Source organism: Bradyrhizobium sp. CCBAU 11386 (genome assembly GCF_028128955.1).
Taxonomy (GTDB): Bacteria; Pseudomonadota; Alphaproteobacteria; order Rhizobiales; family Xanthobacteraceae; genus Bradyrhizobium.
Map to the genome: position 1 here is coordinate 31,964 of NZ_LBKA01000233.1, position 23,285 is coordinate 55,248.

Annotated in this window: 20 protein-coding genes; 9 read left to right on the forward strand and 11 right to left on the reverse strand. The window is 66.4% G+C overall.

All coding sequences use genetic code 11. The annotated features are described in order from the left end of the window. Nucleotides 1-4: 4 nt before the first annotated feature. The 4 genes from XI09_RS23275 to XI09_RS23290 form a co-directional block, all read right to left on the reverse strand. Nucleotides 5-1,246, reverse strand: coding sequence for an amidohydrolase family protein (locus XI09_RS23275; RefSeq protein ID WP_271568934.1), 1,242 nt, complete (start codon nucleotides 1,244-1,246; stop codon nucleotides 5-7). Between the two features lie 29 nt (nucleotides 1,247-1,275). Then, nucleotides 1,276-2,367 carry a sensor histidine kinase gene (locus XI09_RS23280; protein ID WP_271568935.1) on the reverse strand — a complete coding sequence of 364 codons (1,092 nt, stop codon included), beginning with the start codon at nucleotides 2,365-2,367 and terminating at the stop codon, nucleotides 1,276-1,278. Further along, nucleotides 2,354-3,046, reverse strand: a complete 693-nt coding sequence (locus XI09_RS23285; RefSeq protein WP_271568936.1) for a response regulator transcription factor — start codon at nucleotides 3,044-3,046, stop codon at nucleotides 2,354-2,356. The genes XI09_RS23280 and XI09_RS23285 overlap by 14 nt, the downstream gene beginning before the upstream one ends. Nucleotides 3,047-3,143: 97 nt before the next feature. Then, nucleotides 3,144-3,461, reverse strand: coding sequence for a hypothetical protein (locus tag XI09_RS23290; protein WP_271568937.1), 318 nt, complete (start codon nucleotides 3,459-3,461; stop codon nucleotides 3,144-3,146). On the opposite strand from XI09_RS23290, the gene XI09_RS23295 reads away from it, so the two are divergent. Next, nucleotides 3,447-3,653 (forward strand): hypothetical protein, encoded by a 207-nt coding sequence (locus tag XI09_RS23295; protein WP_271568938.1) that lies wholly within the window; start codon nucleotides 3,447-3,449, stop codon nucleotides 3,651-3,653. The two genes, XI09_RS23290 and XI09_RS23295, sit on opposite strands and share 15 nt — an antisense overlap. A gap of 352 nt (nucleotides 3,654-4,005) precedes the next feature. Here the strand turns inward: XI09_RS23295 and XI09_RS23300 are convergent, their stop codons facing one another. Continuing rightward, entirely contained in the window at nucleotides 4,006-6,342 is a 2,337-nt protein-coding gene (locus XI09_RS23300; RefSeq protein WP_271568939.1) for a Tex family protein, read from the reverse strand. A gap of 439 nt (nucleotides 6,343-6,781) precedes the next feature. Here XI09_RS23300 and XI09_RS23305 point away from each other — a divergent pair, with 439 nt between their 5' ends. Both XI09_RS23305 and XI09_RS23310 read left to right on the forward strand, forming a co-directional pair. Then, nucleotides 6,782-7,894 carry a ring-opening amidohydrolase gene (locus tag XI09_RS23305; protein ID WP_271568940.1) on the forward strand — a complete coding sequence of 371 codons (1,113 nt, stop codon included), beginning with the start codon at nucleotides 6,782-6,784 and terminating at the stop codon, nucleotides 7,892-7,894. A 125-nt stretch (nucleotides 7,895-8,019) separates the two neighbouring features. Further along, complete coding sequence (locus XI09_RS23310) at nucleotides 8,020-9,489, forward strand: amidase (RefSeq protein ID WP_271568941.1); 1,470 nt, start codon at nucleotides 8,020-8,022, stop codon at nucleotides 9,487-9,489. A 40-nt stretch (nucleotides 9,490-9,529) separates the two neighbouring features. Here XI09_RS23310 and XI09_RS23315 read toward each other — a convergent pair whose 3' ends face one another. After that, nucleotides 9,530-9,847 carry a hypothetical protein gene (locus XI09_RS23315; protein ID WP_271568942.1) on the reverse strand — a complete coding sequence of 106 codons (318 nt, stop codon included), beginning with the start codon at nucleotides 9,845-9,847 and terminating at the stop codon, nucleotides 9,530-9,532. 147 nt (nucleotides 9,848-9,994) lie between these two features. Here XI09_RS23315 and XI09_RS23320 point away from each other — a divergent pair, with 147 nt between their 5' ends. The 4 genes from XI09_RS23320 to XI09_RS23335 all read left to right on the forward strand — a co-directional run bounded on the left by XI09_RS23320 (nucleotide 9,995) and on the right by XI09_RS23335 (nucleotide 12,250). Then, nucleotides 9,995-10,918, forward strand: coding sequence for a PaaI family thioesterase (locus tag XI09_RS23320; RefSeq protein ID WP_271568943.1), 924 nt, complete (start codon nucleotides 9,995-9,997; stop codon nucleotides 10,916-10,918). Nucleotides 10,919-11,074: 156 nt separating this feature from the next. Continuing rightward, nucleotides 11,075-11,377 (forward strand): PilZ domain-containing protein, encoded by a 303-nt coding sequence (locus XI09_RS23325; RefSeq protein WP_271568944.1) that lies wholly within the window; start codon nucleotides 11,075-11,077, stop codon nucleotides 11,375-11,377. Between the two features lie 20 nt (nucleotides 11,378-11,397). Continuing rightward, complete coding sequence (locus XI09_RS23330; RefSeq protein ID WP_271568945.1) at nucleotides 11,398-11,757, forward strand: hypothetical protein; 360 nt, start codon at nucleotides 11,398-11,400, stop codon at nucleotides 11,755-11,757. Between the two features lie 127 nt (nucleotides 11,758-11,884). Continuing rightward, complete coding sequence (locus XI09_RS23335) at nucleotides 11,885-12,250, forward strand: hypothetical protein (protein WP_271568946.1); 366 nt, start codon at nucleotides 11,885-11,887, stop codon at nucleotides 12,248-12,250. Between the two features lie 89 nt (nucleotides 12,251-12,339). Here the strand turns inward: XI09_RS23335 and poxB are convergent, their stop codons facing one another. The 3 genes from poxB to XI09_RS23350 all read right to left on the reverse strand — a co-directional run bounded on the left by poxB (nucleotide 12,340) and on the right by XI09_RS23350 (nucleotide 15,718). Next, entirely contained in the window at nucleotides 12,340-14,076 is a 1,737-nt protein-coding gene (gene poxB / locus XI09_RS23340) for a ubiquinone-dependent pyruvate dehydrogenase (protein WP_271568947.1), read from the reverse strand. Between the two features lie 81 nt (nucleotides 14,077-14,157). Beyond that, on the reverse strand, nucleotides 14,158-14,790 hold the full coding sequence (locus XI09_RS23345; RefSeq protein ID WP_271568948.1) for a 2-dehydro-3-deoxy-6-phosphogalactonate aldolase: 633 nt from the start codon (nucleotides 14,788-14,790) through the stop codon (nucleotides 14,158-14,160). Between the two features lies 1 nt (nucleotide 14,791). Then, nucleotides 14,792-15,718, reverse strand: a complete 927-nt coding sequence (locus tag XI09_RS23350; RefSeq protein WP_271568949.1) for a 2-dehydro-3-deoxygalactonokinase — start codon at nucleotides 15,716-15,718, stop codon at nucleotides 14,792-14,794. Nucleotides 15,719-15,934: 216 nt separating this feature from the next. Here XI09_RS23350 and XI09_RS23355 point away from each other — a divergent pair, with 216 nt between their 5' ends. Together XI09_RS23355 and XI09_RS23360 are read left to right on the forward strand one after the other, a co-directional pair. Beyond that, nucleotides 15,935-17,032 carry an LLM class flavin-dependent oxidoreductase gene (locus XI09_RS23355; RefSeq protein ID WP_271568950.1) on the forward strand — a complete coding sequence of 366 codons (1,098 nt, stop codon included), beginning with the start codon at nucleotides 15,935-15,937 and terminating at the stop codon, nucleotides 17,030-17,032. A 57-nt stretch (nucleotides 17,033-17,089) separates the two neighbouring features. Further along, complete coding sequence (locus tag XI09_RS23360) at nucleotides 17,090-17,644, forward strand: flavin reductase family protein (RefSeq protein ID WP_271568951.1); 555 nt, start codon at nucleotides 17,090-17,092, stop codon at nucleotides 17,642-17,644. A 225-nt stretch (nucleotides 17,645-17,869) separates the two neighbouring features. Here the strand turns inward: XI09_RS23360 and XI09_RS23365 are convergent, their stop codons facing one another. Together XI09_RS23365 and XI09_RS23370 are read right to left on the reverse strand one after the other, a co-directional pair. Continuing rightward, the gene (locus XI09_RS23365) at nucleotides 17,870-19,738 is read right to left on the reverse strand and encodes a sigma-54-dependent Fis family transcriptional regulator (RefSeq protein WP_271568952.1); all 1,869 of its coding nucleotides are present in this window, start codon (nucleotides 19,736-19,738) and stop codon (nucleotides 17,870-17,872) included. Nucleotides 19,739-19,971: 233 nt separating this feature from the next. Next, nucleotides 19,972-23,277, reverse strand: coding sequence for an acetyl-CoA carboxylase family protein (locus XI09_RS23370; protein WP_271568953.1), 3,306 nt, complete (start codon nucleotides 23,275-23,277; stop codon nucleotides 19,972-19,974). Nucleotides 23,278-23,285: the final 8 nt, after the last annotated feature.

Genomic DNA, 23,285 nt, shown 5'->3' on the forward strand with positions numbered 1-23,285 from the left:
CGGATCAATCGCCGATCGCGGTCTGCGCCAGCGCGCGCATGCGGTCGGTATCGACGATGCGGCCATGGCTGATCACGATGCTGGGCGGGGCGTGGAAGCGCAGGGCCTCGGTGACGTCGGCCTGCTCGAGCACGACCAGATTGGCTGCGCAGCCGAGCCCGAGACCATAGAGCTCGAGGTTGATCGCCGTGGCGGCGCGCGTGGTGATCATGTCGTAGAGCGTCTCGAACTCGCTCTTCTTCGTCATCCACAACAGATGCGAAGCGAGGAATGCCACCTCCAGCATGTTGTTGCGCCCGAACGGATAATAGGCGTCGGAAATGTCGTCCTGGCCGAGGCAGACATTGATGTCCGCGCCCAGCAATTCCTTCACCCGCGCGTGCAGCGGACCGTTGTGCGGATTGCTGACGACGCTGACACGGGCCTTTCCGAGCACCACCATCAGCTCGCGGAGATAATTCTCGGGATAGAGCGCCATCGCCCGGCAATGATGGGCGAGCGCCCGGCCCTCGACGCCTCGCGCGATCACCGCGCGCGCCATCATGTCGAGCGTGCGCATGTTGGCGTCGCCGACGTCGTCCAGCAGCATCGAGATTTCGGCGCCGTGCTCGGCCGCGAGGTCGAAGCAGAACGCGACATGGCGGCGCATGTCCTCTTCATCGGCTTCGATCCAGGGAATCCCGCCGACGACGTCGGCCCCGAGCGCCATCGCCTTGCGCATCAGACCGTCGGCGCCGGGCTCGCGAAACAGGCCGTCCTGCGGGAAAGCCACGACCTGGATGTCGACGATGCCGCGAAACTCCTCGCGGATCGCGAGCAGCGCCTTGACGCCCTCCAGCCGGGCCTTGGTGTCGACATCGGCGAAGGCGCGGATGTGGAGATTGCCGTGAAGCGCGGCGAGCGCCACCGCGCGCCGTGCGTTCGGGACGATCCAGGACGCGTCGTAATTACTCTTCACCACTGCAGCGAGATCGACCGCCTTCGCCGCCTCGCTCATGCCGCCGCCCTGATAGGCCTCGAGCGCCGCCTCCGACATCATCGGCAGGGTCCAGACCTTGCAGAGGTGCAGGTGCGGATTGACAAAAGCCGGCGTCACCAGGCCGCCTTTGGCATCGACAAAGGCCTGTGCACCGGGATCGAGCCGGTTGCCGATCGCGGTGATCACGCCATCGGTGATCGCAATGTCGACGATCTCGCGGCCGCGCGTGCGAGCATTGGTGATGACGAGGTCTGGCAGGCGGGACATTGCAGGACTTCCACTCGGTACCAGTCCGATCATGCAAGTTGGGTGCCGGGCTGCGCAGGCGGCGGAAACCGGAGCTGGACCGTCAGGCCCGGCGCATTGTCATGCAGCGCAATCTCGGCACCATGAAGGCGCGCGACCGCGGCGACGAGGCTGAGGCCCAGGCCGTTGCCCGGCGTGTAGCGGCTCTGTTCGAGCCGGTAGAACCGCTTGAAGACATGATCGCGCTGGTCGGCCGGAATGCCCGGACCGTCGTCAGCGATGGCGATCACGGCGCCGCCATCGGCGCTGCGGCAAGTCACCATCACCTGCCCGCCTTTGCAGCCGTGCTTGATCGCGTTGTCGACGAGATTGGCGACGGCGTCGAACAGGAGGTCGCGGTCGCCCGTGATCGCGACCTCGCGGTCGCCGCCGAGGCTGAGACGCGTCGAAACCTGCTCGGCGGCGGCATCGTAGAGCTCGACGACCTCGCCGGCAATCTCGGCGAGATCAAGCGCACGAAAGGCGCTCCTGCGGGCGCGGGTCTCGATCTCCGAGATCCGGGTGATGGAGGCGAACATGCCGAGCACGGCATCGAGATCGGCGATGGTGTCGCCGATCAGCGCGGCATCTGCCTCGCTGTTGCGCGGAGCATGATAGGCCTTTTCCAGCCGGCCGCGCATGCGCGTCAGCGGGGTGCGCAGATCGTGGGCGACATTGTCGCTGACCTGCTTGACCTCGCCCATCAGCGTCTCGATGCGGTCGAGCATCTGGTTGAGGTTTTCGGCGACGCGGTCCCATTCGTCGTGGCTGCCGCGCAAGGGAATGCGGCGGTCGAGACCGGACAGCATGATGGCCCGGCTGGTGGCGTTGATCTCCTCGATCCGCCCCACCGTGCGCCGGGTCACCAGCACGGCTGCGAGCCCGGCGAGCACCAGAAGCAGCACCGCGACCGCGACCATGGCGAGTTCGATCGTGCCGGTAAAGCCGTCGTGATCGCCGGCGGTGCCGAGCCGGCTCTCGACATAGGCGAGCGTGCCGAAATAGACATAAGCCATGATCGCCGCGACGATCAGCCCGAACGCCGCGATCGCGATCAGCGCCAGGCGGAAGGTCGAGGAACGTAGCGTCTTAGCCAGGAGCACGGAGACAATATCCGATGCCGCGGATGGTATGGATCAGCGGATAGGCCTGGGCATCGTCGACCTTGCGGCGGACGCGCCCGACATAGACGTCGATGATGTTGGTGGAGGGATCGAAATGCAGGTCCCAGACGTGCTGGAGCAGCATCGCGCGCGAGACGACGCGGCCCTCGTTGCGGACGAGATATTCGAGCAGCTGAAACTCGCGCGGCAGCAGCGGAATTTTGCGGCCGCGGCGGCTGGCGTTGCGCGCGATCAGGTCGATGGCGAGGTCGCCGACGCGCAGCAGCGTCTCCTTGGCGATGGTCTCGCTGCGGCGGCCCAAGGCCTCCAGCCGCGCAAGAAGCTCGACGAAGGAGAACGGCTTGACGAGATAGTCGTCCCCGCCGGCGCGCAGGCCGCGCACGCGGTCGTCGACCTCGCCGAGCGCCGAGATGATCAGGAATGGGGCTGCGATGCCGTCGCCGCGCAATTGGCGCATCACGGCGATGCCGTCGATGTCGGGCAGCATGCGGTCGATGGTGATCACGGCATAGTCGCGCGCGGCGCCCTGGCTCAGGGCTTCGCGCCCCGTGGCGGCGAGATCGACCTCATAGCCGGAGGTCGTCAACTCCTCGACGAGCTGGCCTGCGGTTTCCGGATCGTCCTCGACGACCAGGATGCGGCGGTGACCTCCGGTCATGCAAAACTCCGCGCGACGATCGCCACCAGACTATCCCGTTCCGGGGCTGAGCGGAACCGTCCGATGGCGATCGCGACAATGGTGCGGTACGGCGATGCTAGTACCAGTAATCCCCGCACACATTGACCCAGTGCCAACCATAGGGCGTCCAGGTCCGGCGCCAGCAGCCATCATAGTAGCTGGCGTAGACGAAGGGCGCGCCGAAGAAGGCGAAGCGATGGAAGCGGTGATGCCGGAAGAAGAAGGCGTGGCGGCCGATGAAGGGCCGGTTGTGAAAGCCTGCGCCGGCAAAGCGCGGCCCGACGAAGGCCGCGCGGGTTGCTAACGGTGCACCGGCAAAGCGCGGCCCGATGGCAGCGTGGGCGGCCATCGGCGAGCCGGCAAAGCGCGCGCCACCGAAATGAGCACCGCCCATGCCGCCGACGTGCATGCCGCCGCCCATACCGCCGACGTGCATCCCTCCGCCGCCGAAATGCCCGCCGCCGCCGAAGCCGCCGCCGCCATGCCCGCCAGGGGGGGGGGGGGGGGGGGGGGGGGCCGCCGCGGGCGAGAACGGGCGAGGCGACCGCCAGCGTCGCAGCAAGTGCCGCTGCGACGATGCCTGTGAGAAGCCTGTTGTTCATCTGAAAACCCTCCTTGCAGTGCGGCGGTCGCCCGCCGCACCCGGAGGATCAGAAGAGGAGAACGAGCTGTCTCTATCAACTTACAAATGCGCCAGATTCTGACGCTGAAGTCAGGAACGCGCGCTCTCTCGCTCCCTCTCCCCGTTCTTACGGGGAGAGGGTGGGGTGAGGGGCTGCATCCGCGAATGCGATTTGAATTGGAGGCCCAACCTTCGATACGCAGTCGTCCTTCGAGTCGGATGGACTTTCCATCTTGGCGACTTGGTGCCCTGCCCCTCACCCGGATCGCTGACGCGATCCGACCTCTCCCGCAGAAGAGCGGGGAGAGGTTAAAACTCACACCCGCTTGCCGTTGTTCTTCTCCGCCGCGCGGCGCAGGGCTTCGGCGAGCGCGCCGCCGCCGGAGGATTCCTGCTTGCGCGGCGCCGACGAGGTCATGCGGGCTGCATTGCGCGCACCATTGTCGCGCTGCATGCCGGGGGCGTCCTTCTTGGCGCCGACCTCGTCGTCGAGCCGCAAGGTCAGCGAGATGCGCTTGCGGGCGACCTCGAAGTCCAGCACCTTCACCTTGACGATGTCGCCGGGCTTCACCACCTCGCGCGGGTCCTTGATGAAGGTCTTCGACATCGCCGAGATGTGCACGAGGCCGTCCTGGTGCACCCCGATGTCGACGAAGGCGCCGAAGGCGGCGACGTTGGTCACGGTGCCTTCGAGGATCATGCCCTTCTTGAGATCCTTGATCTCCTCGACACCCTCCTTGAACACCGCGGCCTTGAACGCCGGACGCGGGTCGCGGCCGGGCTTTTCGAGCTCGCGCAGGATGTCGGTGACGGTCGGCAGACCGAAGGTCTCGTCGACGAAATCCTTCGGCTTCAGCGTGCGCACGATCTCGCTGCTGCCGATCAGCGCCTTGATATCGCTCTTGGTGGCCACGAGAATCCGGCGCACCACCGGATAGGCTTCCGGATGCACGCCGGAGGCATCGAGCGGATCCTCGCCGCCGAGAATGCGCAAAAAGCCCGCGCACTGCTCGAACGCCTTCGGCCCGAGCCGCGGCACGTCCTTGAGCGCCTTGCGCGACTTGAACGGGCCGTTGGCGTCACGATGTGCCACGATGCTCTGCGCAAGGCCCGAGCCCACGCCCGACACGCGGGCGAGCAGCGGCGCCGAGGCGGTGTTGACGTCGACGCCGACGGCGTTCACGCAGTCTTCGACCACGGCATCGAGCGACTTGGCGAGCTTGGCCTGACCGAGGTCGTGCTGATACTGGCCGACGCCGATCGCCTTCGGCTCGATCTTGACGAGCTCGGCAAGCGGATCCTGGAGCCGCCGCGCGATCGAGACCGCGCCGCGCAGGGTGACGTCGAGACCGGGCAGTTCCTCCGAGGCAAAGGCCGAGGCCGAATAGACCGACGCGCCGGCTTCCGACACCACGATCTTGTTCATCTTCAGCTCGGCCAGGCCCTTGACGAGATCGCCTGCGAGCTTGTCGGTCTCGCGCGAGGCCGTGCCGTTGCCGATCGCGATCAGCTCGACACGGTGCTTGAGCGCGAGCTTGCCGAGGATCGCGAGCGACTCGTTCCATTGCCGCTGCGGCTCGTGCGGATAGATCACGGCGGTATCGACGACCTTGCCGGTCGCGTCGGTGACGGCGACCTTGACGCCGGTGCGGTAGCCGGGATCGAGCCCCATGGTGACGCGGGTGCCGGCGGGCGCGGCCAGCAGCAGGTCGCGCAAATTGGACGCGAACACGCGCACGGCCTCGGTCTCGGCCGCATTCCACAGCCGCATGCGCAGGTCGATGTTGAGATGCACCTGGATCTTGGTGCGCCAGGCCCAGCGCACGGTGTCGATCAGCCAGCGGTCGCCGGCACGCTTGAGGTCGGCGATGCCGAAACGCTTCATGATCTTCAATTCGTAGGCGCTCGGCACGCCGGGCGGCGGCGCTTCCGCCTCGGCCTGAATCTGCAGATCGAGGATTTCTTCCTTCTCGCCGCGGAACATCGCCAGGATGCGGTGCGACGGCAGCCTGGTCAGCGGCTCGGAGAACTCGAAATAGTCGGCGAATTTTTCGCCCTCGGTCTTCTTGCCATCGCGCACCTTGGAGGCCATGCGCGCATTGGTCCACATCTCCTCGCGCAGCGCGCCGATCAGATCGGCGTCTTCGTCAAACCGCTCGACCAGGATGGCGCGGGCGCCGTCGAGTGCGGCGGCGGCGTCAGCCACGCCCTTCTCGGCGTTGATAAAGCCTTCGGCGACGACCTTGGGATCGTTGCCGGGTTCGGCCATCAGCTGATTGGCGAGCGGCTCCAGGCCGGCTTCCTTGGCGATCTCGGCCTTGGTGCGGCGCTTCGGCTTGAACGGCAGATAGATGTCTTCCAGGCGCGCCTTGCTGTCGGCGGCCATGATCGTGGCTTCGAGTGCGGCATCGAGCTTGCCCTGCTCGCGGACCGATTCGAGGATCGCCTTGCGGCGGTCTTCGAGCTCGCGCAGGTAGCCCAGGCGCTCCTCCAGGGTGCGCAATTGCGCGTCGTCGAGCGCACCGGTCGCTTCCTTGCGGTAGCGGGCGATGAAGGGAACCGTGGCGCCGCCGTCGAGCAGCGTCACCGCCGCCTCGACCTGCTCGGCCCGAACCCCAAGCTCCTGCGCAATTTTCTGGTTGATATTTGCCACGCGAGAATCCCTCTCTCCAAGCACGCGACGCAAACCGAAATCCGGTCGCGGGACGCCGCTTATGGACCAACCGAGGTTGATTCATCAAGGTGCCGCGCGCAACCGTCGACAGACGATTTTTTGTTGAACCGATGCGATCTCGCCACAATCATGGGGATGGCGAAGGCTCCTCTGTTGCGTTGCGCCGGACCAAAATAGCAGACCCGTCATCCTGAGGTGCGAACGCCGCAGCGCGCATAGCGCTGCGAAGGAAGCCTCGAAGGATGAACGGCCGAGATGCAGCCGGGCCGTGCATCCTTCGAGGCTCGCCCAGCGACGCGTTGCGCCGCAGGGCTCGCACCTCAGGGTGACGGATGAAAGGTTGCGGCCAGTGGCTTGACATGCGCCCCGGTTCAACGGCTGTTTGCACCGCCGGACCACCGAACTCTGAGGACCAGTCATGCGGACGACATCGGTCGGCGTCATCAAGATCGCCACCAAGGGACCCGGCGACGTCTCCGGCCTCATGGCCATGATCGGCGCCGGCGCGATCGATCCCAAATCGATCCTCGCCATTCTCGGCAAGACCGAGGGCAATGGCGGCGTCAACGACTTTACCCGGGAATATGCCGTCGCCGCGCTGTGCACGGCTCTGGCGCCGCAGCTCAGCTTGTCCCCGGAGGAGGTCGAGCAGCGCATCGCCTTCGTGATGTCCGGCGGCACCGAAGGCGTGCTCAGCCCGCACATCACCGTGTTCACGCGCCGCGAGATCGAGCGGCCGCCGGCGGGCTTGTCGGGCAAGCGCCTGAGCATCGGCATGGCGCACACACGGGACTTCCTGCCGGAGGAGCTCGGACGCGCCGCGCAGATCGCGGAGACGGCCGCGGCCGTGAAGGCCGCGATGGCGGACGCCGGCATCACCGATCCCGCCGACGTCCATTTCGTGCAGATCAAGTGCCCGCTGCTCACCAGCGATCGCGTCGAGGCCGCAAGCGCACGCGGCAACAAGACGGCGACGACCAGCGCCTACGGCTCGATGGCCTATTCGCGCGGCGCCTCCGCGCTCGGCGTTGCGGTCGCGCTCGGCGAGACCGGCTCCGACATCAGCGACGAGGACGTGCTGCGTCGCTACGATCTGTTCTCGAAGGTGGCGTCCACCTCGGCCGGAATCGAGCTGATGCACAACGTCGTCATCGTGCTCGGCAATTCGGCGGCATCGGTCAGCGAATTCGAAATCGGCCACGCCGTGATGAGCGATGCGATCGACGCCGCCGCAGTGACGTCGGCGCTGAAGAGCGTCGGGCTTGGCGTCGCGCCGCAAGCGGAAGCCGGCCGCGAGCTCGTCAACATCTTCGCCAAGGCGGAGGCCTCGCCTGATGGCAGCGTACGCGGCTTTCGCCACACCATGCTGGAGGATACCGACATCAGCTCGACGCGCCACGCCCGCGCCGCGGTCGGCGGCCTGATCGCAGGCCTTGCCGGCACCGGCGCGGTCTACGTCTCCGGCGGCGCCGAGCATCAGGGCCCACCGGGCGGCGGGCCGGTTGCGGTGATCGCGCGACTATCGGATTGAGACGGCCGGCCTCCCCGGTCGTGCGACCTCTCCGCCCCATGCAACCCTGCCCTTCGCGCCGGCTCAGTTGATTCACGCAGGGTCCGTGCGAAAGGAAGGAACGTCGCATCTAGGGATTTGAATTCATGACTTTGCCGATGAGCTGGAACGAGTGGGCGCAGCACGATGGCGTGGGGTTGGCGGCGCGCGTCCGCAAGGGCGAGCTGACACCGAAGGACCTGGCCCGCCAGGCCACTGCTGCCGTCGCCAAGGTCAATCCGGCGCTGTCCGGCGTGGTCGAGCTGTTCGAGGACGTGATCGCCGACCCGGCCAGGGACGGCGCCAACCTCGCCGGCCCGTTCGCCGGCCTGCCCTTCCTGATGAAGGATCTCGGGCCGACCATGAAGGGCCGGCTCCAGGAGATGGGCTCGTTGCTGATGCGCGGCAATCGCGCCGCCGCCGATACGTTCCTGACCGGCAAATTCCGTCAGGCCGGACTGAACCTGATCGGGCGCACCACCACGCCGGAATTCGGCGTATGCAGCTCGGCCGACAATCCGGCCGTCTACGTCACGCGCAATCCCTGGAACACCGACTACACCACCTGCGGCTCGTCGGCGGGCAGCGCCGCGATGGTTGCCGCCGGCGTGGTGCCGATCGCGCATGCGACCGACGGCGGCGGCTCGATCCGCATTCCCGCCGGTGTCAACGGCAATATCGGGCTGAAGGTCTCGCGCGGCGTGTTCTCGCTGGCCCCGCACATGTCCGACCTCACCGGGCTCGTGTCGATCCAGGGCTGCCAGTCGCGCTCGGTGCGCGACACCGCCGCCTTCGTCGATCACGCCCGCGGACCTGCGCCCGGCGAGTTCATGCCGTTCTGGACCACGGCGCAACCCTATTCCGAGATGATCAAGCGCGATCCCGGCAAGCTTCGCATCGCGTTGTCGCACACATGGGGCGACTACACCGCGACGCCGCAGATCGCGGCCGAGTTGGAGAAGACCGGCCGCTTCCTCGAAGGCCTCGGTCACCACGTCGACTATGCGCTGCCCGAGCTCGACTTCCGCGCCGCGTTCGCGGCGCAGACGACCTGCTACATCTCGAATTTCGCGGTGGTGATCTCCAACATGCTCGCGGCGCGCGGACTGGAAAAGCCGCCGGAAGATCTCATCGAGCCCATGAACATCAGGATCTGGGAAGCCGGCCGGCACACGAGCTTCGCCGAGCGCGCGAAGATGCAAGGCGTGTTCAACACGACGTCACGCGGCTTCGGCGCGTTCTTCGAACAGTGGGACGTGATCCTGACGCCGATCATCGCCCTGCCGACGCCGAAGGTCGGCACCAGGGAATATCTCACCATCTCCGACAATCCCGATGTGCTCGACTGGTTCGGCAATCTCTGGCGCTTCTTCGCCTTCACGCCGCTCGCCAATCTCTGCGGCATGCCGGCGATCTCGATGCCGATGGCAACCCAGGACCACGACCTGCCGCTCGGCATCCAGGCGATCGCCAAGCAGGCCAATGACGGCCTGCTCCTGCAACTCGCCGCCCAGATCGAGCGCGCGCTCGACGGCAAGTGGAACGGCGGCAGGAAGCCGAAGGTGCATGTGAGCTGAGAAACTGCGATCGCAGTGACAGGCGATCGCGCCGCCAGCCTCAGTTCTTCACCGCCGGGATCTCCTCCGTCGGCTGCTGCTGCCCCTGCTTGTACATCGCGAGCGCCTTGTCGAGCGCTTCGCGCAGCGCAAGTGCGGCGCCGACGCTGCAACGCAGATGCGCGGTCTGGATCACGTCGACCCTGACCGCGGCGCCGACCGGCATCAGCAGGTTCGCGGCGAGCTCGATCTGGATCGCGCCGTTGTGATGGCCGAAACAGGATGCGCCGTCGAAATAGATGATCGGCGCCCGCTCGGAGCTCGAGCTCGAAATGGTGACGGGCCCCTGATTGGTGCCGGGTGTTTCGGGGTCGGCCATAAGCGCTCCTTGCGGCTAGTCGAACGAACGAGGCGCCCACCATCGGCGCTTCGGCCCGCCCTGTCGAGGCCCAACCGCCGGCAGACCTGCCACACGACGCGTATTCGGGGTTTTGCGCGGCGCCCGGCACTGGTCTAGAACATCGCCATGTCCAGCTCATCGACGCCAAGCCTATCTGCCACGCTCCCGTTCGAGGAACTCGCCGAGGCCATCAAGGGCCGCCGCTCCGATTACGGCCATATCAGCGGGCTCCAGCTCGACCGCTTCGCACCCGGCGAGGCCTGGTCCAGCCTGCCCTACCGTCCCGTCTTCGTCGGCGACACCGAGACCGGAGTGCTGCATGGCGGCGTCGTCACCGCGATGCTGGACGAGAGCTGCGGCATGGCGGTGCAGCTCGCGCTCGACGGCACGCGCGCGATCGCAACCCTCGACCTGCGTATCGACTATCAGAAGCCGGCGACGCCGGGCCTCGACATCAAGGCGCATTCGGTCTGCTACCGCACCACGCGCTCGATCGCCTTCGTGCGCTCCACCGCGTATCAGGAGTCCGAGGACGATCCGGTCGCGACCGCGACCGCCTGCTTCATGATCGGCGCCAACCGCACCAACATGCTCGCCGACCGCAGGATGGATTCGCGCAGCATCCCGACCCTGGAGGCGCCGGCGGACCCGGATGGCCCATTCGCCCGCAGCCCGTTCGCGCGCTGCCTCGGCATCCGCGTCAACGACGACGGCACGCTGACGATGCCGTTCTCGCCGAAGATCATCGGCAATCCGATCCTGCCCGCGATCCATGGCGGCATGACCGGCGCCTTCCTCGAGACCACGGCGATCATCGGGGTGGCGCGCGAGCTCGGCGCCGCCGCGCCGCCCAAACCGATCGGGCTGACCATCAACTACTTGCGCTCCGGCCGCGCGCTCGACAGCTTTGCCAATGTCTCGATCGTGAAGCAGGGCCGGCGCATCGTCGCCTTCGAGGCGCGCGCCTGGCAGGACGACGCGGACAAGCCGATCGCCACCGCCTTCGGCCATTTCATGCTGCCACCGAGCCCAGGCATGGAGCAGGACTAGGCCCAGATCTCGCGGTGACGCAACACGAGACCATGGGGCCACACCGACAGTGCTCCGTAGTCTCCCGGAGGTGTCGAAAACCGATAGTTCCCTTCACGAGCGCTTAAGTTGCGCCTCATATGATGTAGCCCTTTGATCAAGCGGGCGGTGCAGCACATGAGCATGCAGGAAAAACGCCGCAAGAAGCGCGTCGCGTTTGGCAATTGGTACGACACTACCCTCATCGCAATTGACGCGACCTGGTCGCTCAACGCGCAATTGCATGATATTTCAGACAGCGGCGCCAAGCTTCACATCGAAGGCGAAATCCCAGAACGCGTGTGCAACGAGGAGTTCTTTCTCATGATCACGCCGGACGCAAAGGTTTCGAGACGGGCCAGGACGGTCTGGAGAAACGGCAGCCATATCGGGATTCATTTCGTGACCGCACCACGATCGCCGTCGCGCAAGACTGCTTGAGATCGAGGCTCTTTGCAGTCATGCCGGCCGATCTGGAACGCGCAGTCGCAAGCTTTTCTGTTCGCTCGTCGAAACGCGATACCGCGATCGACGGCGCAAGGATTGCCTTGCTCGAGGAGTCCATTGATACGGTCATTCGCGGACTGATCGCCGAGCGGACAGGTCTGGTCGGACGAGTGAAGCAACTTCTGGACGAGCCGGAAGCTCTCGCGAAATGGAGCTCCACGACCGAAATGCAGCCGTCCAAGTCGGAGTTCGAATGTGTCGAGAAGCGTCTTCGATTGCTCGACCGCCAACTCTCGGAATGCCGGCTCATCGAGCGCGCGGTCGCGAATTTGCGTATCCTGACAGGTGGCATGAGGCCAACCGCAGGTGTATGAGGCGCCAACAGACCTGCGGACCGGGTGTCACCGTGTGAACCGAGGCGCCTGATCTTCGCCACATTGGGGCTTGACGGGCGCCAATTGCGCCTACAACGATAGCGCGGCTTCCACGCGAGGTACCTTGGTGCGGCATCCGATCGACATCGTCGCCATGTTCGCCGCCATCTGGCTGTTGGCGTCGATGGTGCTCGACGCGGTGACGCCGAAGGAGCTGACCGCGGTCCTGATCGCCATCGCGATCGGACCTGCCGTGGTGATCACCGCCGTGTTCTACTATCTGCACTGCCCGCGCACGGATTTCGCGGTGATGTTCGCCGCGCTGTGGCTGATCTCGGACATCGCCATCGCCTTCATCTCGCCGAAGGAGCTGCCGCATTTCCTGATCGTGCTCGGCTTCGTGCCGGCCGTGCTGATCGGCGGCGTGCTGCACTGGCAGCGCTTCCAGCACCGCCACGAGCGGCTGCCTGCGCCGTCGGCGAAGCGGGGCTAGGGGAAGCGCAGTCGGTGTCTATCTCTCCCCGTTGGGGAGAGGTGAGCCGCGTTCCTGGCTCGCATGTCTTCAACCAAACTTCGCTGCGCCTAGCGCGGCAGCAGATTCGTCTTCGCGAGATCGAGCACCTCGTCGCCGCGGCCGTTCATCACCGCGCGCAGGACCCAGAGGCTGAAACCCTTGATCTGCTCGGTCGTGATGGTCGGCGGCATCGACAGCTCCTGCTTGGCGGTGACGACGTCGAGCAGCGCCGGCCCGTTGTGGGCCAGCATCTCCTTCATCGCGCCCGGGAGCTCGCCGGGATCCTCGACGCGCCTCGCGAAGATCCCCATCGCGCGCGCCATCGCCGCGAAATCAGGGTTTTGCAGGTCGACATTGGTGTCGACGAAGCCGGCGGCTTTCATCTCCAGCGCGACGAAGCCGAGCACGCCGTTGTTGAAGACGACGACCTTCACCGGCAGCTTCATCTGCGTCAGCGTGATCAGATCGCCCATCAGCATGGTGAAGCCGCCGTCGCCCGAGAGCGAGATCACCTGGCGGCCGGGCTGCGAGGCCTGCACCCCGATCGCCTGCGGCATCGCATTGGCCATCGAGCCGTGCACGAAGGAGCCGATCAGCCGGCGTCGACCGTTCATCTCGAGATAGCGCGCCGCCCACACCGTGGGCGTGCCGACATCGGCGGTGAACACGGCATCCTCGGACGCATGGTCGCTGATGACCTTGGCGACATATTGCGGATGGATCGGCTTGCTGCCGGGGGTGCCCCTGGCGAGCGAGTCCAACCCTTCGCGCGCCTTCCTGTAATGCGCAACGGCATCGTCGAGGTGCTTGCGCTGCGTCTTCGTCTTCAGGAGCGGCAGCAGCGCCTCGATGGTCAGCTTGACGTCGCCGACGAGGCCGAGGTCGATCTTGCAGCGCCGGCCGAGATTTTCCGGGCGGATGTCGATCTGCGCAATCTGGCAGTCGGTCGGGAAGAACTGCTTGTAGGGGAAATCGGTGCCGAGCATCACCAGGGCGTCGCAGGCGTGCATGGCGGCATAGCCCGAGGAGAAACCGATGAAGCCGGTCATGCCGACATCGTAGGGATTTTCGTATTCGACATGCTCCTTGCCGCCGAGCGCATGCACGATCGGGCTCTTCAAGGCTTCCGCAAGCTGCATCAACGGCGCATGCGCGCCGGCGCAGCCACGGCCGCAGAACAGGGTGATGCGCTCGGCGCCGTTCAGGAGGTCCGCCAGCGCCTTCAGCTCATCGGCCTCGGGAACGACCCTCGGCGCCGACAGCGCGAGCCCCCGCGCCGTCGAGAGCGCGCGCTTCGGCGGGTCGCGGAAAGCGACGTCGCCGGGCATGGCGATGACGGCGACGCCGCGCAGGCCCACGGCCGCGCGGATGGCGTTCTCGATCACGAAAGGAAGCTGGCTCGCATCCGAGACCAGCTCGCAATAATGACTGCATTCCCGGAACAGGTTTTGCGGATGGGTTTCCTGAAAGTAGCCGCCGCCGATTTCAGCCGACGGAATCTGCGCCGCGATCGCGAGCACGGGAACGCGGCTGCGATGCGCGTCGAACAGGCCGTTGATGAGATGAAGATTGCCCGGGCCACAGGAACCCGCGCAGACCGCAAGGCTTCCGGTCATCTCGGCTTCGCCGGCGGCCGCGAACGCCGCAACCTCCTCGTGCCGGACATGGATCCATTCGATGGTGCCGCGTCGCCGCAGCGCCTCCGTAAAAGCATTCAGGCTGTCGCCGACGATGCCATAGATCCGCTTGACGCCGGCCTGTTCGAGCGTTGCCACGAACAGATCGGCCACGTTGTTGATCGCCATGTCGGTCTCCTGATCTCGCTTGCTACGGCAAGATAGGATAATGCGCGACCGTGACGGGATCACGGCTGGTTTATTGCGAGGTCAGTCTTTCGCAATCGCCCGATCGTAGGCCGCGATCGTCACCTTTGCGCGAGCTGCGACATCCGCCGCATTCATGCCGGGCTTGTAGAGGCTGGAGCCGAGCCCGAATGCGGTCACACCGCCCTTGATATACTCCGCAAAATTCTGGTCGGAGACGCCGCCGACGGCTGCGATCATCACGCCGGCCGGCAGCACCGCGCGAATCGCGGCAATGCCGGACGCGCCGAGCACGCTCGCGGGAAAGAATTTCAGGCTCGATGCACCCGACCGCGCCGCAAGCAGTGCCTCGGTCGGGGAGAACACGCCGGGCATCGTCACCATGGCGTATTGATGCGCACGCGCGAGCACCTGCGTATCCACATTCGGCGAGACCATCAGCTTGCCGCCGACGTCATTGAGACGATCGACATCTGCGGTGGTCAGCACCGTGCCGGCGCCGATCAGCACGCCGGCCGGCGCGAGCTTCGCGGCGGTGGCGATCGAGCGGAACGGGTCGGGCGAATTCAGCGGGATCTCGATCGCCGTCATACCGGCCTCGATCAACACGCTGACGATCGCCTCGGCCTCCTCCGGCTTCACGCCACGGAGGATCGCGACCAGCGGCCGCTGCATCGGCGGAAAGGGAACGCTCATCTCAAGATCCTTCTTGCTTCGTCCAGATGGCCGCGGCTGCCATCGACAGGCCGCGGCGGACGGCTTCATCCGCATCGATCGGCGTCACGATCACCGGCAGCGCGTCGAAGGCGAGCCGGTACAGCATGGCGAGCCGCCCCGAGGCAATCAACGTGACGCCGGCTTTCGGCACGGCGCCGGAGAGACCCGCCGCCAGCTCGACGCCGATCAAGGTGCCCGACAGCGTCTCGCGCGCCGCAGCCGGCGTACCGCCGAACAGCAGCTGCCGCGACCGCGCACCGAAGAGGAGATTGGCCACAAAGGCCGGCGCCTCAAACGCGGCTTTCACCGCCGTCTTGAAGCTCGCGACATCCTCGGCGTCATCGGCACCGGCGACCGCGAGCGACAGGATCGTCTCGCGCGACACGACGCTGAACAGCTCGCCGGTCATGAAGGTGGAGAAATGCGCGACCGTGCCGTCCTTCACCCGCACCCATTTCGAATGCGTGCCGGGCATGCAGACCAGCGCTTCGCCGGCGGCCTCGAGCCCGAGCGCGCCGAGCAACTGCGTCTCCTCGCCGCGCATCACATCCGGCGCGCCTGCGTCGCGCTGCGCGATGCCGGGCAGAATGCGGATGTCGCGCGCCTCGCCCGGAACGCGCACGGCCTGCTTCAGGATGGCAGCAAGCGGCGCCGGCGTGTCGACATAGCCGGCCTCGACCCAGCCGGTCTTGGCGCCGGCCATGCCGCAGACCAGAACGGGCAGATGAGCCGGCGCTTCGATCGCCGAAAGATGCGATTGCAGCACGCCGGCAAATCCGGTCTTGGCCGCGGCCAGCATACCTTCATCGCTACGGCGCTCGGCCAGGACCTGGCCGGCCCGATCGACCAGCCAGAGCCGGAAGCTGCTGGTGCCCCAGTCCACCGCGACATAGGCGGGTTCGCTCATCTCGGTTCTCGTCCTCGTCTCACCGGCAAGACGCCGTCTCGCGACAATGAGACGACGGCCAGCAAATTCGCCCCGGGATATCGGCTATTGCCGCCGCAAACCAGCGTTTTCTCGCAGGTCTGAGACGCTGCCGCGCTGGCACACCGCTTGCTCATGCGTCCCCACTCACATCCGTGAACCGCGCAGCAAGACGCGTCAACTGTGGAGAGGAAACCCATGGAGATCGGCTATTTCACGATGCCTTCGCATCCACCGGAGTGCGGCCTGAAGGAAGGAAACGACTGGGACCTGCAAGTCATGCGCTGGCTCGACGAGCTCGGCTATCAGGAGGCCTGGGTCGGCGAGCACCACACCGCGCCATGGGAACCCAATCCCACGCCGGACCTCCTGATCGCGCAAGCCTTGATGCAGACCAAGCGCCTGCGCATCGGGCCGGGCGGCTTCCTGCTGCCCTATCACCACCCGGCCGAGCTCGCCAACCGCGTCGCCATGCTCGACCACCTGTCCGAGGGCCGGCTCAATTTCGGCGTCGCGGCGAGCGGCCTGCCGAGCGACTGGGCGATGTTCAACGTCGACGGCATGAGCGGGCAGAACCGCGACATGACCCGCGAAGCGCTTGAGATCATCCTGAAGATGTGGACCGATCCCGCGCCCTGGACCTACAAGGGCAAATTCTGGACCGTGACCAAGCCGGACACGATGTTCGATTTCCTCAAGCCTCACATCAAGCCGCTGCAGGCACCGCATCCGCCGATCGGCGTCGCCGGGCTGTCGAAGAACTCGGACACGCTGAAGCTCGCCGGCGAGCGCGGCTTCATCCCGATGAGCCTCAACCTCAACCCGGCCTATGTCGGCAGCCATTGGGATTCGGTCGAGATCGGTGCGGCGAAGACCGGCCGCAAGCCGAACCGGCAGGACTGGCGGCTGGTGCGCGAAGTCTTCGTCGCCGACACCGACGCGGAGGCCTGGAAGCTCTCGACCGGCGACATGATGGGCCGGATGATGCACGAATACTTCCTGCCCCTGCTCGGCCATTTCGGCTTCAAGGACTATCTGAAGCACGCGCCCGACGTGCCCGACAGCGACGTCACCGTCGAATATTGCGCCAAGCGGAACTGGATCGTCGGCTCGCCCGCGACCGTCGCCGAGAAGATCGAGAAGATCTACGACGAGGTCGGCGGCTTCGGCGTGCTGCTGGTGTTCGGCTTCGACTACAAGCACAAGGCCGAGGCCTGGCACCATTCGCTCTCGCTGCTCAGCAACGAGGTGATGCCGCGCCTGAAGCATCTCGGCTCCGCGAAGAAGGCGGCTTGACCCGACGCGGATGCGGCGCGATCGTGCCGCATCCGCACCCGTTTCGGAGATTTCCGCGTGAGCGTGGACGCAAAGGATTTCAAGCAGGCGATGCGCCAATGCGCCGGCGCCGTCGCGCTGGTCACGGTCGGTGCCGAGTACGGCAAGCGCACAGGACTCACGGTCACCTCGGCCTGTTCGCTGTCGGACAATCCACCGTCGCTGATCGTCTGCGTCAACCGCAACGCCAGCGCGCATGCGCGCATCCGCGAGGAAGGCGCCTTCGCGATCAACTTCCTGCACGAGGACCACGCGCTGCTGGCGCTCACCTTCAGCGGCCAGAAAGGCGTCAATGGCGACGACCGCTTTGCATTCGGGCAATGGACGCGCGGGGCCACCGGCGCACCGGTGCTGACGGATGCGGTGGCCGCGTTCGATTGCGTGCTAGCGCAGGAGTTCGAAACCAAGACGCATTCGATCTTCGTCGGCGAGGTCCGCGGTGTGTCGCATTCCGACGGGGCCGCGCCGCTCGTGTATCTGCGCAGCAGCTTCCACGTTCCTCACGAAATCCGCGGCACCGTTTCAGTCGGCGACCTCGATTCGCGGCATCTGAGCTGGACGGATTTTTCGTAAGGGCGGCGGCACCGGTGCGCTCCCTCGCCCCGCTTGCGGGACCGCGACGAGCTTCGCTCGCGCTGAGAGGGTTGGGGTGAGGGGGAGCCTCCGCAAGGGAGGTGACAGTTGGACTCGCGGAGACTCCCCCTCACCCGCCGCGCTTCGCGCGTCGGCCTCTCCCTGCACGCGGGGAGAGGCGAAATCCGGGGCCGCTCCTGAACTCGATAGCAGGCAGATGACGTCCTACTGCGCCGTCTCGATCTTCAGCTGCTTGATCTTCCGATACAGCGTCGCGCGGCTAAGCCTCAGCGAACGCGCCGCTTCTATCACACGGCCGCCGTGCTTGCGCAGCGCCTCGACGATCGTCGCGCGCTCGGCCGCAGCGAGGTCCGGTTCCGCCGCACGGCCGCCGAACGGCGGCAGATCGAGATCGGCATCGGTGATGACGCCGTTCTCCGCGGTGCAGCCGGCAAGCCGCAGCACATGGCGGAGCTGGCGCATGTTGCCGGGATAGTGATAGGCCGAGAGCAACGCCCAGGCCTCGTCCGACAGGCGGCAATTGGGCGCTTCCTCGCGTGCGATCTGGCGAATGATGTCGTCGCGGTCGGCGCGCTCGCGCAAGCTTGGCAGCTTCACCTCCATGCCGCGGAGACGAAAATAGAGATCGGCGCGGAAGGCGCCCTCCTCCGCCATACGGCCGAGATCGCGATGGGTGGCGCTGATCAGGCGAATGTCTACCGGCACCGGCTTGAGCGCGCCGAGCGGCCAGACTTCGCGGTTTTCCAGCACGCGCAAGAGGCGCGTTTGCAGCGCGATCGGCATGTCGCCGATCTCGTCGAGGAACAGCGTGCCGCCGTCGGCCTGCACGATCAGGCCCTTCGAGCCCTCGCGCCGCGCGCCGGTGAAGGCCCCGGCCTCGTAACCGAACAGCTCGGCATCGATCAGGCTCTCCGGCATCGCCGCGCAGTTCAGCGCGACATAGTGGTTGCGCGCACGGTTGCTGGCGGCATGAATGGCGCGCGCGAACACGTCCTTGCCGACGCCGGTCTCGCCATGCAGCAGCACCGGCAGATTGTGATCGCCGATGCTCCTGAGCCGCTTCACGCTTCTGATCAGGCCGGGATCACGGCCGGCGAGCCGATGCAAGGCATCAAAACGGTCGATCGTCGCATCGCGGCGCGGAGCGTGTGGACCCATGAAGGATTTGGCGCGCAGCGGCGGAGCAACGTGGCCCCGGCCCAACGGACTGCCATCGGCGCGGCGCAGGTCAGCAACATCGTCCGCACTGCGCGCGGCGTGATGATCGAACTTGATGTAACGCGACAGATCGATGCCCGATGCGATCATGCCGTCGGTGAGGCCGAGCAGCGCACGCGCGGAGCGACAGGCGCCGACGATGCGACGGTCGTCGTCATAGGCGAGCAGGCCGCTGCCGCCATCACCCGGCACCGTCGCGATCCAGGCGTTGCGGAAATGGCCGCGGAAGATCGCGCCCTCCATCCGCCGCGTCGCCTCCATGGTCACCGCGAGCGCGAGCTGATGCGCGGCGCGCTCGAGATCCTCACGGCAGGAGGTGATGTTGACAGCACCGGCGAGCCGGCCGGCCTGGTCGAACAGCGGCGCCACGGCGCAGGAGAACATGTGCCACTGCGCGCGAAAATGCTCGTCGCGATGCACCAGGATTGGCTTCTGCTCGGCGAGCGCGGTGCCGAGCCCGTTGGTGCCCTCAAAAGTCTCGGCGAAATTCGAGCCGGTGTAGATTTTCCAGTCCAGAAACATCCTGGCGTCGGCTTCGCCCGGAAGCCGGCTGAACAGCATGGTCGCGTTCACATCGGCCAGATTCACGCAATAGCCGGCGTCGCGCAGCACGCGGGCGAGGTCGTCGAGCTCGGGCGTTGCGAGCCGGATCGTCTCCTCCAACGGCTCGGCGACCTGCCGGATCTCGGCCTCGGTGAGCGTCTGCGGCGGGCCCTGGCGGGCGGGATCGAGCTTGTGGCTGATCAGGCAGCGCCGCCAGGAATTGGCAATCCGCGAAGAGGCATCGACGTCGGCCACGTGATTGGCGACGGACAAGACACGGGCGACATGGTTCGAGGCCGAAAGGCTCGCCATCGCGGACGTCTCCACCCTATATTATTGTGCAAAGTCTGGCACCACGGGCGGGGATGTCAATCGGGAACCGGAACGGGGGAGATGGCAGGCTCTCGGCGACGTCATGGCCGGGCTTGTCCCGGCCATCCACGCCTTTGTCGCGGATGCGAAAGAAGCCCGGGACAAGCCCGGGCATGACGTTGTGGAAGCAAATTGCCTAGATCATCGGGGCGCGCAAAATTGCTGCACCGCCCTCACCACGTATCGATGCACGGCCGCTTCTTGGTCGTCCTCGGCTCGGGCTTCGGCACCGACCTAAGCCCCGCCATGATCCACCGCCGCGTCTCCGCGGGGTCGATGACGTTGTCGATCTCGAACACCGACGCGATCGAGACCGCCTTGCCGTTGGCGTAGAGCTCGGCGACCTTGTTGCGGTAATAGGTCTCGCGCTCTTCGGGATCGGCGATCGCCTCCATTTCCTTGCGGAAGCCGAGGCGGACATAGCCTTCGAGGCCCATGCCGCCGAACTCGCCCGTTGGCCAGGCCGCGGTGAAGAACGAGGCATGAAAGCCGCCGCCGATCATCGACTGCGCGCCCAGCCCATAGCCCTTGCGCAGCACGATGCCGAACAGTGGCACGGTGAGGCTGGCGCCGGTCACGAACATGCGCGAGACGTGGCGCACGATCGCGGTCTTCTCCGCTTCCGGACCGACCATGAAGCCGGGCGTGTCGCACAGCGAGACGATCGGCAGATCGAAGGCGTCGCAGAGCTGGAGGAAGCGCGCAGCCTTGTCGCCGGCATCGGCATCGATCGCGCCGCCGAGATGGCGCGGGTTGTTGGCAATCAGGCCGAACGGCTTGCCCTCGATGCGGATCAGCGCGGTGATCATGCCGACGCCGTAGTCGCGGCGCAGCTCCAGCACGGAATCCTTGTCGGCGACGAGATCGATCACGCTGCGGATGTCGTAGACGCGCAGGCGGTTCTCGGGGATGGCGCGGCGGAGCAGGCGCTGGTCGGCGGCTTGCCACTCCGTCACCGCGCCCTGGAAATAGGACAGGTATTTTTGCGCGACGCGCGTCGCCTCCTCCTCGTCCTCGACGAGGATGTCGATGACGCCGTTCGGTGACTGGAACGAAACCGGCCCGACCTCGGCCGGATGATAGACGCCGAGCCCGCCGCCCTCGATCATGGCGGGGCCGCCCATGCCGATCGAGGCGTTCTTGGTCGCGACGATCACGTCGCAGCAGCCGAGCATCGCGGCATTGCCGGCAAAGCAATAGCCGGAGACGACGCCGATCACCGGCACGAGGCCGGAGAGCCGAGCGAACTGCACGAAGGACGGGCCGTCGAGCCCGGTCATGCCGAGCCGGTCGGTGTCGCCGGGCCGGCCGCCGCCGCCCTCGGCGTAGAACACCAGCGGCACGCGCCAATCTTCCGCCAATGTCAGCATGCGGTCGATCTTCTTGTGGTTCATGTGGCCCTGCGTGCCCGCGAGCACGGTGTAGTCGTAGGCCACGACGATGCAGCGCGCGCCCTCGGGGCCGAAATTCTCCGCATTGACGGTGGCAACGCCCATCACGAGGCCGTCGGCCGGCGTGTTCTTGATGAGATCATCGAGCTTGCGCCGGCGGCGCTGCGCCGCAATCGCGAGGCTGCCGTACTCCATGAAGGAGCCGTCGTCGACGAGCTGCGCGACGTTCTCGCGGGCCGTGCGCTGATTGGTGTTGCGGCGGCGCTCGACCGAGGCCGGCCGGTTCGCATCGAGCGTGTTGGCCTGGCGCGCGATCAGCTCGGCGAGGTCGGGGCGGATATGGTCGAGATCGACATCGGTCTCCGCCGCCGACGCGTCGGCCGCGACGTCGAGCGGCTCCAGATAGAGGATCGCTTCGCCATGCATCAGCGTGACGCCGTCGCCGGCGACGAGCTTCATCACGCGGCCGCCCTGCTCGGCCATGACGAGATGCTCCATCTTCATGGACTCGATCACGGCGAGCTGCTGGCCAGGGCGCACGACCTCACCTTCCTTCACCTGGATGGTGACGATGGTTCCCTGCAAGGGTGCGGCGACCATCACCGCGCCTTCAGGCACGGCCTGCGCGACTTGCGCCTCGGTGCCGTGAACGCCGCTTCGCTCGGTCGCCGCAAAATAGAGCGGCTTGGCCGCGCCGTCGGCGGCCTCGACGAGCTTCGCAATATTGCGGTCGATGAAATCGGTCGCGATGCGGTTGGTCCTGAAGTCGGGATGCGCGAGCACGGCCTGGAGAAAGGCGATGTTGGTGACGACGCCGTCGATCCGGAATTCGCGCAAGGCGCGCGAAGCCTTGGCGACCACGTCATGCCAGGCCTCGCCCGGCGTATGCACGATGACTTTTGCGAGCAGCGAGTCGAAGGCCGCGCTGGTCTTGTAGCCCGCATAGCCAAAACTATCGACGCGGACGCCGGGCCCCGACGGCGGCTCGAACACGGCGAGCACGCCGCCGGTCGGATGCGTCGCGCCTGTCTCGTCCAGCGTCTCCATGTTGACGCGGAGCTGCATGGCGTAGCCGCGCGGCTTCGGGATCGATCCTTGCGCAAGGTCGAGCGAGGCCAGCGTGCTACCCGCGGCGACCGCGAGCTGGGCGCGGACGAGATCGAGGCCCAGCACCGCTTCCGTCACGGTATGCTCGACCTGGAGCCGCGGATTGGCCTCGATGAAGGCAAAGCTGTCCTCCGCCGTTCCGTCGACCAGGAACTCGAAGGTACCGAGATTGTCGTAAGCTGCCGCCGCCGCAAGCTGCCTTGCCGCCTCGATGATGCGGCCCCGCAAGGGCTCGCCCAGCGAAGGGCTCGGCGCCACCTCGATCAACTTCTGGTGCCGGCGCTGGATGGTGCATTCACGTTCCCAGAGATGAGAGATCGCGCCATGGCGGTCGCCAATGATCTGCACCTCGATGTGGCGCGCCTGGCGGATCAGCCGCTCGGCATAGACGCCGTCGAAGCCGAACGCCGCCTTGGCCTCGGACTGACAGCGCGCATAGGCTTCCGCCAGATCCGCCGCGCTCTCGACCACGCGCATGCCACGGCCGCCGCCGCCGGCCATCGCCTTGATCACGATTGCCGCATTGCTGCCGAGCGACGTGAAGAACGCCGTGATCTCCTCCAGCGACGACGGCCCGCTGGTGCCGGCGATGATCGGCACGCCGCAGCGTTTTGCCAATTGCCGTGCCGCGACCTTGTCGCCGAACAGCTCGAGCGCCGCAGCCTTCGGCCCGACGAACACAATGCCCGCGTCGCCGCAGGCCTTGGCGAACGCCGAATTCTCGCTGAGGAAGCCGTAACCGGGATGCACCGCATCGCAGCCGGCGCTCTTCGCCGCCGTCACTACCGCCTCGATGTCGAGATAGGCCCGCGCGCCGCGGCCGGGGATTTCGACCGCCTCGTCGGCGACACGCACATGCAGCGACAGCGCGTCCTCTGCGGGGTGGATCGCAACCGTCGCGATGCCGGCATCGGCCGCCGCGCGCGCGATGCGGATGGCGATCTCGCCGCGATTGGCGATCAGGAGTTTCTTGAACGACATGATGTCTC